A 12,432-nucleotide genomic window follows, 5' to 3' on the forward strand; every position below is an offset into this window, starting at 1 on the left:
TTGAAGTGCACTCGTGATGCTGAATGGTGGCTCTGACCCGCTGAACGATCTGCCCTAGGCTTCGTACTAGCGCGCGCAATCTTCAAATGGCAGGCTTACCCATAAGATTCGCTCATTTCGCGACGATGTAGAGGAGGAGGATTTGTATGACGGAGAGCGAAGCAAAACAGGCCGCTGCAATTATTACTGGACTAGCGAATTCAGCGCGGGTTCGAATGACTCAAATCATGCTTACGGGTGAGATTCATGTTGGCTGCTTGTCGAACCGCGTTGGTCTTTCTCAATCAGCGACGTCACAGCATCTCAAGATGTCGAGGGGTTGGGAATAATTTCGCAGAGAAAAGACCAGCAGTGGCGATATTGCGCAATCGAGCCAAGATGGGTTGAGACATTAAAGCGGCTGCTTTCAATCGCTGAGGAGCATGCTATCGAGGACCATAGAAAGCCGGCGCGGCCGTAGCGGCACCCACCTCTCGACACGGTACCGGCAGCGTAACGGAGGTCGCTTATAGCAGAGTAGTTGCATAAGCCGCTCAAGGTTCGAAATGGTGTGACGATGAGATTGCCAACAATCCGGGAAACCATTCGAACGGCAAGTGTCAGAGATCAAAGGCCTCTGTTCGAGTTCTCGAAATCTTGCCGCTCATCCCGCACCGGTGACAGACGAACGAATTGAAGCGGAGCGGAAAGGTGCATATGCTGGACATGCCCTATCTGAAGGTGAAGCTCTGGAAAGCCACGTCATGCCGGTCGTTTTCCGATTAGACCGGACGAGGATACGCTCGACACAGCGATCGTAATCGTGAAAGCGACCTAGATGACGTTCCGCGGCACCTCGGCGTCGATATGACGTTTATCGACAGAATACGCGCAGCGAGGTCGCCTGCGCTCTGCTTCTGGTCCGTAGCAGCCATCCCAAAGCTCGTGCCGCAGCCGCCGGTCCTTGCATCATCTTGATCCCCGCCTGAAACGCTGATCCCGGCTATGGCGAAAACCGACCAAAATAATCTATAAATTCGATCGAATAAGAACAACTGGTCTTTCTCATCGCCCGCGCAGACCCCTAGTCTAGCCTTCAAGAAACGAGAGCCTGACACCGTGACCCGAGAGACAACAGCCCCCTCAGTTCCAAGATCCGCGACGCGCTTTTCAGCGCGGGGTGCCGCTCGTTGCCTTGCCATCGGCCGTACCTGTTGTCCGGCATCAGATCATTAACCAGCCAAACGATCGACATCCCGCAAGAGCCGAAGCCGGCCGGCGGGCCCCGAGAGAACCCGAACCTTTTCAGGAACCCCGCATGACCGACCGAGCCTCCCTGCTTTCCCCCACCCGCCGCCGCCTGCTGCGTGCCACTTCGGCCTTCACGGCGCTGGCACTTCTTGCGACGCTGGCCGGCCCAACCGCGACGCTCGCCGATGACGCCAAGAAGGAGGGTGGCGATATCACCTTCCTCATCGACTCTCTGGGCGATACCTGGATCCCCAACAACAGCGCGATTTCGAGCTTTCAGGGCCATATCTGGGGCCATGTGGCCGACAAGCTCGTCTATGTCGATGCGCAGGGCCAGGCGAGCCCCTGGATTGCCGAGCGCTGGGAGCAAAACGCCACGGCGACGGAATTCACGCTGCATCTCAAGCAGGGTGTGACGTTCTCGGATGGCACGCCGGTCGATGCGACCGCGGTTATCGCCAATCTCGACATCTGGTCGGCCGGCCGCAAGAAGGAGGGCATCAACCCCATCTTCCTGTTCCCGAAGACCTATGAGCGGGCCGAGGCCGTGGATGCCGCGACGGTCAAGGTCTTCTTTAAGAAGCCCACGCTTGGCTTCATCCCGACGCTCGGCTATCACGGATCCATCCTCATTTCGCCGAAGACCATCGCGCAGCCGGCGACCGAGCAGGCGGATCTCAGCAAGAGCTCGGGCAGCGGACCCTACATCGTGGAGTCCTGGAAGGAGGGCGATCACGTCACGCTCACCAAGCGCAAGGACTACAACTGGGGTCCGGCCGCCGTCGGCCACACCGGTCCGGCCTTCCTTGACACGATCACCTACAAGCTCGTTTCCGAGCCGTCCCTGCGCATCGCCTCCGTCCAGTCCGGCCAGGCCGACGTCGCCTACAACGCCTCGCCCCAGGAGCTATCGTCGCTGAAGGACGAGGGTTTCACGGTCGCCACGCCGCGCTATCTCGGCTTCGTCAACGGCCTCGCCATCAACACCAAGCTCGCGCCTTACGACGATGTGAAGGTGCGTCAGGCGCTGCAGGCGGGCATCAACCGGCAGGAGATCATCGACACGGTCTATACGCCCGACTGGAAGCTCGCGACCTCCTTCATCCAGAGCAACGTGCCCGGCGCGACCGACCACAGCGATCTGCTCGTCTACAATCCGGAAAAGGCCGAGAAGCTTCTCGATGAGGCCGGCTGGGTCAAGGGCGCAGATGGCGTGCGGACCAAGGACGGCAAGCCGCTGTTGCTGACGCTTCATTCGAACCCCTATCTCGCAGCCTCCAAGTCGATCGACGAGCTTATCTCCCAGCAACTCGGCAAGATCGGCTGGAAGGTCGTGATCCGGGCCTATGACGTGGTGACCTTCGGCGAGAAGGTGAAGTTCGGCGGTGCTGCCGTTCCGGCCTATGAGGTCACGCGCAGCTTCATCGATGCCGGAACCGTCGCCGGCATCCTCACCAATGCGAATAACGGCGAAAACTGGTTCGCGCTCGACGAGCGGGATACCGTCATCAACGACCTGCGGGACAAGATCGCCAGCGCCGACACCCTCGATGCTCGCGCGCCGCTGCTCGACGCGCTGCAGAAGTACGTGCTGGAGCAGGGTTACTTCATCCCCCGCACGGAAATCGTCCAGCGCATTTACGTCCAGTCGCCGGCACTGAAAGGCGAGGTCTACAACGGCGTTGCCTATGCCAGCTACTACACCGCAACAAAGAGCGAGGTCGGGCAGTGACAGCAGCCGTCGCAGGGGTCGCGCAATGAACAGCGCCTATCTCACCTATGCGGGCAAGCGGCTGGCCCAAGCCGCCATCGTCATCCTGCTCGCTTACGTCTTTACCTTCGTGGTCGTGAGCATTCTGCCCGGCGACCCGATCACCAGCGTACTGCGCAATCCCCAGAACGGATTTTCCGAAGAGGAGATCGCGCAGATCGTGGCGGCACAGGGCCTCGACAGACCGGTTCTGGAACAGCTCTGGTCGTCGCTGTCCGGCTTCCTCACCGGTGATCTCGGGCTTTCCATGCGCTCTCACCGGCCGGTGACGACGATGATCGCCGAGGTGCTGCCCTCGACGCTCATCCTGGCCACATCGGCGCTGTTCCTCGCGCTGGTGCTGGCGGTGGTGGTCGCCTACGGCACGCAGGTTCTGCCGAAGCGCTACGGGCAGGGCCTCCTGCGGGCCTTTCCCTCGCTGTTCCTCTCGGTGCCCAACTTCGTCATCGGGCTGGTGCTCATCCATCTCTTCGGCTTCCAGCTCGGCCTCTTCCGGGTCATCAATGCGGATAGCGCCTGGGCGACCTTTTTTGCCGCGGTCACGCTCGCCATTCCCATCTCGGCCCAGATCGCCGAGGTGCTGATCGCCAGCCTCGATCATGAAGCGGGCCAGGATTACATCGCGGTGGCGCGCGGGCGCGGACTTCGTCCGTTCCGCCTCTTCACCCGCCACCTCCTGAAACCCTCCTCGTTGCCCGTCGTCACCGTTATCGCACTCACCATCGGCGAGCTGCTCGGCGGGTCGCTGATCACCGAGACGGTCTTCGGCCGTACCGGCATCGGCAGCCTCGTGCAGCGCTCGGTCAGCACGCAGGACCTGCCGGTGCTGCAGGCCGTGGTGTCGCTGGCCGCCGTTGTCTTCGTGCTCGCCAACCTCATCGCCGATCTCGTCTATCCCCTGCTCGATCCGCGCGTGAAGCTGCTGGGGGCAAGAACCCCGCGCTCACCCGCGTCCAAACCCGCGGGAGCAACGGCACCATGACCCTCCTCTCCACGGCCACCGCCGCACACCTCGCCCCGGCACGCCGGCGGGCGGCGCTTCCGCCGCTTCCCGTCGTCCTGTCGCTCGTTTTCGTCGCACTTGTCATTGCCTGGTCGCTCGTGCCCGGCCTCTTCACCGGCCATGACCCGATCGCTGGTGTGCCGGCCGACAAGCTCTTAGGGCCAAGTCTTGCGCATTGGTTCGGCACCGATCATCTCGGCCGCGACCTCTTTGCCCGCGTGGTCTTCGGCAGTGCCTCCTCGGTCACCAGCGCGCTCATCGCCGTCGTCATCGGCGTTCTCGCCGGTGGCCTTATCGGTCTCGTTGCGGGCTTTCTCGGCGGCTGGGTCGACACGGTCCTTGCCCGTTTCGTCGATGTGCTTCTGGCGATCCCGAAGTTCCTGCTCGCGGTCATCGTCGTCACAGCCATCGGCTTCGACACCATCAATGCGGCCATTGCAACGGGCGTCTCCGCCGTCGCGGTCTTTGCCCGCGTCATGCGGTCGGAGGTGATCAAGACGCGAGAGGCGACCTTCGTTGAGGCGTCGTTCCTGTCGGGCGGCTCGCGCTGGCACATCCTCCTTCGCCACGTGCTGCCCAATGCCTCGCGCTCCGTACTACCGCTCGGCGTACTGCATTTCGGGGACTCCATCCTCGTCATCGCCAGCCTCGCCTTCCTCGGCTACGGCGACCCGCCGCCCGCCTCCGACTGGGGCCTGCTGATCTCGATCGGCAAGGATTACCCAAAATGGCCCTGGCTGGTTTACGCCCCCGCCCTCGTCACGATTGCCACAGTCCTCTCAGTAAACAGGATCAGCCGATGGCTCCGCACGACAGACTGACCACCGCCTTCCCCCGCAACGTTCAGGTGGACAAACCCACGCCGCTCCTTCACGTCGATGACCTCAACGTCTCCTATGGTGCGAACCGCGTTGTGACAGATGTCAGCTTTTCGCTCGGTCGCGGCAAGAGCCTGGCGCTCATCGGCGAGTCCGGCTCCGGCAAGTCCACCATAGCCCGCACCGTGCTGCGTCTTCTTCCCGGGGCTACCCGGGTCGAGGGCCGCGTGTCGTTCGACGGCGAGGAGATTTTGGGGCTGTCGGAGCGACGCTTCCGGCCTTTGCGCGGGCGGGCCATCGGCTTCGTGCCACAGGACCCGGGCAATGCGCTCAACCCCGTCCGCACCATCGGCTCGCAGGCGCTGGAGGCCGCAGCGCTCGCCGACGAGCGCGATCCGCGTATAGCAAGGGAACGCATCCTTGAAACCTTCGCGCAGGTCGGGCTCGACAATCCACAGCGCGTTTATGAGTCCTATCCGCACCAGCTCTCGGGCGGCATGCTCCAGCGTGTCCTGATCGGCTTGGCCGTTCTGCCAAGGCCGCTGTTGCTGGTGGCGGACGAGCCGACCTCGGCCCTCGACGTCACCATTCAGAAGCGCATCCTCGACCTCCTCTCCCGCCTTCAGCACGATCTCGACATCAGCCTGCTGCTCATCACCCACGATCTTGCGATCGCGGCCGAGCGGGCCGACAGCATCGTCGTCCTCAAGGACGGTTCGGTGCAGGAGGCGGGCAGCACGGCCACGGTCTTCGCGTCTCCCTCCTCGCCTTACGCGAAGAAGCTGCATGCCGATGTGCCGGCGCTCAATCCCCACCGCTATGCGACGCTCCGCGATCCCGGCTTCCGTCGTCTTGGCGATGACGGGCAGGTGCTGAAGATCTCGGTCCAGAATCTCACCAAGACCTTCGAGGTCGATGGCAACGTGTTGACAGCTGTCAACGACGTCTCCTTTTCCGTACCCTCCGGTACGACGCATGCGCTGGTCGGGGAGTCCGGTTCCGGCAAGACGACGACGATCCGGCTGCTGCTTGGGCTGGAACAGCCTGATAGCGGCGAGATCACGGTCGCGGGCGAGACGATCACCGGGCGCACGCACCGCTCGATGCAGACCGCCTGGCGGCATTTGCAGCTCGTCTACCAGAACCCCTTCACCTCGCTCGATCCGACATGGACGGTCGAGCGTCTGGTGCGTGAACCACTCGACCGGTTCAAGATCGGGACACCGGCCGAGCGGGCCGAATGGGTACGCGCGGCGCTTGTCGATGTCGGACTCGGTGCGCATCTGGTCACGCGCAAGCCGCAGGCGCTTTCCGGCGGTCAGCGCCAGCGTGTGGCGATTGCCCGGTCGCTGGTGCTGCGGCCCGACGTGATCGTGCTGGACGAGCCGACCTCCGCACTCGATGTCACCGTGCAGGCCGATATCGTCGCGGTGCTGCTCGAGCTGCAGGCGAAGCTCGGCCTTACCTATGTGTTCGTCTCCCACGATCTCGCGCTCGTGCGCCAGCTCGCCCACACGGTGTCGGTCATGCGCCATGGCCGCATTGTCGAGCATGGTACGGTCTCCGACATCTTCGAGAACCCGCGCGAACCCTATACGGTGGCCCTGCTGCAATCGATCCCCTCGGGAGCAGCCTCGCCCGTCCGGGCGCGCACCGTGCGGCCGGCAGCCCAGCCGGTGTTCGGGCAAGAGCAGATCGCATGACCGCCGCTGCCGCCACATCCTTTGCACCCACTGCCAACACCGCGTTCCGGGCGAAGACGCGGATCGGCTTCAACACTCGCGTCGCCTTCAACGACGCGGCCGGCCCTGCGCAGGGCCTGCGCGACGGCATCGCGCTCTACACGGCGGCGGAGCGGCTGGGCTACCAGTCGGGCTGGTCCTATCAGCGGCACTTCGATCACTATCTATCGTCGCCGCTGCCCTTCTTTGCCGCCGCCGGCCAGCACGCACGGCGCATCACCTTCGGCTCCGCCGTCATTCCCATGCGCTATCAGGACCCGATCCTTCTGGCTGAAGCTGCCGGCACCACCGATCTCCTGATCGACGGCCGGCTGGAACTGGCGATCGCCACCGGCGCCAATGCCGCCTTCGACGCGGTGTTCGGAACGGTCGGCACGGATGCGCGGACGGAAGCCAAGCGCCGGCAGGCGCGGTTTCTGGCCGCTGTGCGCGGCGAGGTGCTGCACACGGTGACCGGCCCCGGCGAAGGCGCGCCGGCGGGGACGCAGCTGCGCGTGACGCCGCACAGCCCGACACTTGCCGCCCGCATCCGCCAGGGCTCGGCCAGCCTTGCCTCCGCCGTGCAGGCGGCCGACCTCGGCATCGGCCTCGTCTGCGGTACCGTTCAACACGATCATGACGAGGGAGAGGCCTTCGGCGCCTATCAGGCGCGCTGCATCGCCGCCTTTCGCGCCCGCTGGCACGAGCTCTGGGGCACGAAGCCGCCGCCGGTCACGGTCGCAGCCTCCATTCTCCCGGCGACCTCGTCCGACCTTTTGGAAACCTATGCCGCCTACGATCTCGAGCGCCGGACGCTCGGCATTGCGGCGTCGCGGCCCAAGGGCGCGCTGGCACCCGCAGCCGTGCAGCCGCGGGGCTCGCAGATCTCGCCGGTGTTCCACGGCACGCCCGACCGGGTTGTCGAGGCGATCGTGAGCGATCCCGGCCTCAGCGCTGCCGACGAGATCATTCTCTTCCTGCCGCCCGGCTTCGGCCTTCCGGAGAACCTGCGCATCCTCACCGATTTTGCCGAGACGGTCGCGCCCAGTCTCGGCTGGTCGGCCTCGTGGTGATGTCCGGACGTTGGACTCGCGGCGATCGGACCGACTTGAGGAAGATTTTCTATAGAATCACTAGAAATAGAATGACCTGTCTTCCTCGTCCCGATATCGCGCCTTAGGCTGACAGCATCGACCGGCCCCGTATGCGCCGGCTACCTACCGTATGGGAGACACGCCTCGTGCCAGCAGAATTCATCAGCGTTACCTTTCCGAACGAATCCAACGACCTTCATCCCCAGCCACAGGCACCGATCGATCCGGCCTATCTGCAACGCTATGCGCGCACGCTGGACGATTACGGCTTCAACTACACGCTGATCCCCTATGCGTCGTCGTCCTTCGATCCCTTCACCATCGGCGCGACGATCCTCGCGCATACCAAGAACATCAACATCATTGTCGCTTTGCGGCCGAACACCGTCTACCCCACGGTCGCAGCGAAGGCGCTGGCCACCCTCGACCAGCTGAGCGGCGGACGCGTCGTCGTCCACTTCATTGCCGGCGGCAGCGACGACGAGCAGGCGCGTGAGGGCGACTTTCTCAACAAGGAAGAGCGCTATGAGCGGCAGGAGGAATATATCCGCATCCTGCGGCTTGTCTGGAGCGCGACCGAGCCTTTCGATTTCGACGGAAAATACTACCAGTTCAAGCAGTTCATCAGCAATGTGCGCCCGACCAAGGGGCATATCCCGATCTCGCTCGGCGGCTCGTCGGATGCCGCCTACCGCATCGGCGGCGCGCTCTGCGACATCTTCGGCCTCTGGGGCGAACCGCTGGCCGAGACGAAGCAGCAGATAGACCGGGTCTACGAGGAAGCCGCCAAGGCCGGCCGGACCGACCGCCCCCGCATCTGGGTCACCTTCCGCCCGATCATCGCCGAGACGGACGAACTGGCCTGGGTCAAGGCCCACAAGGTGCTCGACCAGCTGAACGCCAACCGCGAGAAGGGCCTCTCCCGCAAGCCCGTCTCGTCGGCACCGCCCGCCAATGTCGGCTCGCAGCGGCTCTTGGATATCGCCGCGCGCGGCCATGTGCACGACCGGGCGCTCTGGTACCCCACGGTCACGGCGACCAATGCGAGCGGCGCCACCACGGCACTGGTCGGCTCGCCGCAGACCATCGCGGATTCCATCCTAGACTATATCGATCTCGGCGCCGACCTCATCTCGATCCGCGGCTACGACAACTATAACGACGCCGTGGACTACGGCCGCTACGTCCTGCCGCTGGTGCGCGAGGGTATTCGCGCACGGGAAGAGGCGAGCGAACAGGCCGGCAAAGACGGCGGCAAGAAAGCGGCCGCCTGACCTCAAGGACCGCAAACCGGACACCGCCCGCGTCCGGTTTGCAAACGCCGCAAGCGCACCTTTCTGCATCCGCAAAGGTGCGCCATGCTGGATGTTATGCGAAAGCCAGAAAGCCCCGACCCCATGTCCGCGACCCCACTGCATCGTCCCCTCAACGTTTCCCCGGCCCAAGTTTCCAAGGTCCCCGTATCCAACCCGACCGTTCCCGAGGCCACCGTCCGCGCGGTCGCGGACGCCGCGCCGGAGGCGGATACATCCGGCCGGTTCCCTTGGGCGGGCATCGAGGCCGTGCACCGTAGCGGCCTTCTGGAACACACCGTGGCCACGCGCTATGGCGGGCCCGGCGGCACGCTGCTGGACGCTGCCACCATTCTTCAAGCGCTCGGCCGAGGCGATCCCTCCGTCGCGCTGATCAGCGCCATGACGCTCTTCAATCATCTGGGGCAGGCGGCGAAGGGCCACTGGCCGGACGATCTCTATCTGCGGCTGCTCGATCAGGCGAAAGATCGCCCGCTGCTGATCAACGCGGCCCGCGTCGAGCCCGAACTCGGCTCGCCGGCGCGCGGCGGCCTGCCTGCAACTGTCGCCCGGCGCACGGCCACCGGCTGGTCGATCTCCGGCCGCAAGCGCTTCGTTACCGGGGCTCATGGCCTCACCCACTTCCTCGTCTGGGCCCATACGGACGAGACGCCTTCGCGCGTTGGCACCTTCGTCGTGGAAAACGGCTTGCCCGGCATCGAGGTCATCGAGAACTGGAACAGCCTCGGCATGCGCGCCAGCGGCTCGCATGATGTCGCCTACATCGATGTGGAGATCCCGGCCGAAAACGTGCTTGATCTGGTCGATCCCTCCGTCGCCCAACAGGACAATCGCGCCCATGCCGGCATGACGCTCGCGCTCACCGCGCTCTATCTCGGCGTGGCCGAAGCCGCGCAGGAGGCCTTCATCCGGTTTGCACACGAGCGCGTGCCCGCCAATCTCGGTCATCCCATCGCCCGCACCGAGCGTTTCGTGACGCTCTCGGGCGAGATCGACCTGCTCGTCTCCGGTGCCCGACAGCTGATCTTCGATACGCTCGCACACCGGGGCGACGAAACCGAAGCGCTGATCCGCGCCCGCCTTCTGGCCGGCCGGCAGCTACGCGATGCCGTGCAGATCGCCGTGCGCGGCATCGGCAATCCGGGCCTCGGCGCCGATCTCGGGCTCGAACGGCACTTCCGCGACATCCAGTCCGTGCTCGTCCATGCCCCGCAGGAGGATACCTCCCTCTCGCTGCTCGGCAAAAGCGCCTTTGACCGCTGGGCGAAGACGGACGCCGAAAGCCCGACGGCCACGACAACGGCCGCGCCCCTCCCCGCCCTGAAGACCGCCTGACGCGATCGGACCGCCATGACCCGCTACATCATCATCGGCGCCGGCGCCGTGGGCGCAAGCCTCGCCGCGGAGTTCGAAACCCACGGCATCGCCTATGTCCTCGTCGGGCGTGGCGTGCAGATCGATCATATTGCCCGGCACGGCCTGACCTATCGCCGTCCACACGGCACGCGCCAGATCAGGCTTCAGGCCGTGAACACCGCGACGCCACCGGTGCTAAAGCCCGACGACATTCTGGTTCTCACCGTGAAGACGCAGGATGTGGAGGCGGCAACCGCCTTCTGGGCGTGGCTGCCAGTGGAAGGGGGCGGCCTCGCCGCTGATCTACCGCTGGTGACGGTGCAGAACGGGCTTGCGGCTGAGGATATCGCGCTGCGGCGATTTTCCCGCGTCTATGCCGCCAGCGTCAAGATTCCCGCACGCTACACTGTGACCGGCGAAGTCGTGGTTGGCGGTGCGCCGAACCTCGGCATCGTCACACTTGGCCGCTATCCTCACGGTCTCGACGATACCGCCCGGGACATCGTCGCGGACCTGACCAAGGCAGGCTATCTCACCGAGGCGCGGGCGGACATCACGCGGTGGAAGGCGGAAAAGCTGATCCACAACGTGACCAACGCCACCGAACTCTTCGCCGCCGCTCCGGATGCCCGTGCCGCCATTGCCGCCCGCGTGGCCGACGAGACGCGCACCGTGCTGCACGCCGCAGGCCTCGACCCGGCTGCCCCCTCCGAGCGGACGGTCGATATCTCCGGCTGGCACGTGGCCGAAGACAGCGGCATCGAGCATGGACAACAATCGACGTGGCAGAGCTTTACCCGCGGCTCCTCAAGCGAGGTCGATTACCTCAACGGCGAAATCGTCCGTCTCGCCCGCCTCCACGGCATCGCCGCGCCGCTCAACGAGGCGCTGCAGCAGGCCGTTGCCCGCTTGGCGCGGGATGGCGGGCGGCCGGGATCTGTGGGGATCGAGGTGGTTGGCGAGCCGTGAGCCGGATCTAGGTCGTCGGCAGTCTGCAGTCGGCAGTCGTAAATAGCGAAAGTATCGGGCCTGTCCCGAGGCTTGAAGGGGGGATGATGGGGCGTGGAGCCGACTATCTCTGGTACATTCCGAACGATACCAAAGCCGGGCATCGCGGGGATGTGGCGGTGGAGGGGCATGACAGTCTAGAGGCCCTGACAGCACAGGCGACGGGTCTGGAGGAGAGTGGCTGGACGGGCGCGCTGATCGGCACCGGCTGGGGTCGTCCGGATACCTTCACAGTGGCGACCGCGCTCGTTGCGCGAACAGAGACCTTCGAGCCGCTGATCGCGGTGCGCCCCGGCTACTGGTCGCCGGCCCATTTCGCGGCGTCGGCCGCCACGCTCGACGCTTTAAGCGGCGGCCGCATCCGCATCAACATCGTCTCCGGCAAGGACGATCTTGTCGCCTATGGCGACAGGGAGGGCGACCAGGAAGACCGCTACGCGAGAACGAAGGCGTTCATGCGGCTCGTACGCCGTCTCTGGACGGAGGAGGACGTAACCTATGCGGGGCGCTATTTCCACGTCTCCGGCTCCACCGTGCAGCCGCGCATCGCGGCACGGGGGGATCGTCTTCACCCGAAGCTACATTTCGGCGGCGCATCGGCGGCAAAGTATGATGCGCACCTGGCCGTGCAGCGAGCCGTCAAAGCGGGCGATCTTGCCAAACAACCCTGCGAGGTCTGCGGCATCGACACGGTCGACGCGCATCACGACCAGTACGACGACCCTCTCGACGTGCGCCGGCTGTGCCGCCGTCATCACACCCGCCTGAATCACTATGGCGAGGACATGTTTCCGGTCCGGACCGTTTGACGGAGCTAAGAGCGTCTACGCCATCTTTTCGGCCAATCCGTGAACACGAGCTCGTGTCCGCTCATCATCTTACCGGCTCAACCCGAGCCCCTTCGTTCGGCTGAGCCGCTGCTTCAACGTGTGATCCCGCGTGAGCTCCGCGATGCGGGTGCGCTCCACGATGCGGGCAACGCTCTTGATCGTCTCGGCCTGTTTTGCGATCTCAGGCCGCTTATCAAGCTCGGAGGCGAAGTTCCGCGGATCGGAATGCCCGAACCGAAGCGTGAGCGCATCGGCCACCCGCTTCGCTTCTTCCAGCGCGATCCTGCC

10 protein-coding genes and 1 pseudogene are annotated in these 12,432 nt (G+C 64.6%); 10 read left to right on the forward strand and 1 reads right to left on the reverse strand.

Annotated features, from left to right (window positions below; all coding sequences use genetic code 11):
- Positions 1-146 precede the first annotated feature (146 nt).
- The 10 genes from C8J33_RS27990 (at position 147) to C8J33_RS25240 (ending at position 12,123) form a co-directional block, all read left to right on the forward strand.
- Positions 147-329: an ArsR family transcriptional regulator gene (locus tag C8J33_RS27990; RefSeq protein ID WP_132665768.1), complete on the forward strand. Its 183-nt coding sequence runs from the start codon at positions 147-149 to the stop codon at positions 327-329.
- Positions 330-1,297: 968 nt separating this feature from the next.
- Complete coding sequence (locus C8J33_RS25200) at positions 1,298-2,962, forward strand: ABC transporter substrate-binding protein (protein WP_132665769.1); 1,665 nt, start codon at positions 1,298-1,300, stop codon at positions 2,960-2,962.
- Between the two features lie 25 nt (positions 2,963-2,987).
- Positions 2,988-3,983 carry an ABC transporter permease gene (locus tag C8J33_RS25205; RefSeq protein WP_132665770.1) on the forward strand — a complete coding sequence of 332 codons (996 nt, stop codon included), beginning with the start codon at positions 2,988-2,990 and terminating at the stop codon, positions 3,981-3,983.
- Positions 3,980-4,825 carry an ABC transporter permease gene (locus tag C8J33_RS25210; protein WP_110729240.1) on the forward strand — a complete coding sequence of 282 codons (846 nt, stop codon included), beginning with the start codon at positions 3,980-3,982 and terminating at the stop codon, positions 4,823-4,825. The genes C8J33_RS25205 and C8J33_RS25210 overlap by 4 nt, the downstream gene beginning before the upstream one ends.
- Positions 4,804-6,525 carry an ABC transporter ATP-binding protein gene (locus tag C8J33_RS25215; RefSeq protein WP_132665771.1) on the forward strand — a complete coding sequence of 574 codons (1,722 nt, stop codon included), beginning with the start codon at positions 4,804-4,806 and terminating at the stop codon, positions 6,523-6,525. The genes C8J33_RS25210 and C8J33_RS25215 overlap by 22 nt, the downstream gene beginning before the upstream one ends.
- On the forward strand, positions 6,522-7,616 hold the full coding sequence (locus tag C8J33_RS25220; RefSeq protein ID WP_132665772.1) for an LLM class flavin-dependent oxidoreductase: 1,095 nt from the start codon (positions 6,522-6,524) through the stop codon (positions 7,614-7,616). Before C8J33_RS25215 ends, C8J33_RS25220 begins: the two co-directional genes overlap by 4 nt.
- A gap of 167 nt (positions 7,617-7,783) precedes the next feature.
- Positions 7,784-8,911: an LLM class flavin-dependent oxidoreductase gene (locus C8J33_RS25225; protein ID WP_132665773.1), complete on the forward strand. Its 1,128-nt coding sequence runs from the start codon at positions 7,784-7,786 to the stop codon at positions 8,909-8,911.
- A 123-nt stretch (positions 8,912-9,034) separates the two neighbouring features.
- Positions 9,035-10,285, forward strand: coding sequence for an acyl-CoA dehydrogenase family protein (locus C8J33_RS25230; protein ID WP_132665774.1), 1,251 nt, complete (start codon positions 9,035-9,037; stop codon positions 10,283-10,285).
- A 15-nt stretch (positions 10,286-10,300) separates the two neighbouring features.
- Positions 10,301-11,275, forward strand: a complete 975-nt coding sequence (locus C8J33_RS25235; RefSeq protein ID WP_132665775.1) for a ketopantoate reductase family protein — start codon at positions 10,301-10,303, stop codon at positions 11,273-11,275.
- An 86-nt stretch (positions 11,276-11,361) separates the two neighbouring features.
- Positions 11,362-12,123, forward strand: a complete 762-nt coding sequence (locus C8J33_RS25240) for an LLM class flavin-dependent oxidoreductase (RefSeq protein ID WP_132665776.1) — start codon at positions 11,362-11,364, stop codon at positions 12,121-12,123.
- A gap of 69 nt (positions 12,124-12,192) precedes the next feature.
- On the opposite strand, the pseudogene C8J33_RS25245 reads toward C8J33_RS25240, so the two are convergent.
- Positions 12,193-12,432, reverse strand: a pseudogene (locus C8J33_RS25245) (conjugal transfer protein traA); the annotation flags it as partial.

It is taken from the genome of Rhizobium sp. PP-CC-3G-465 (assembly GCF_004343445.1).
In the GTDB taxonomy this organism is placed as follows: domain Bacteria; phylum Pseudomonadota; class Alphaproteobacteria; order Rhizobiales; family Rhizobiaceae; genus Ferranicluibacter; species Ferranicluibacter rubi.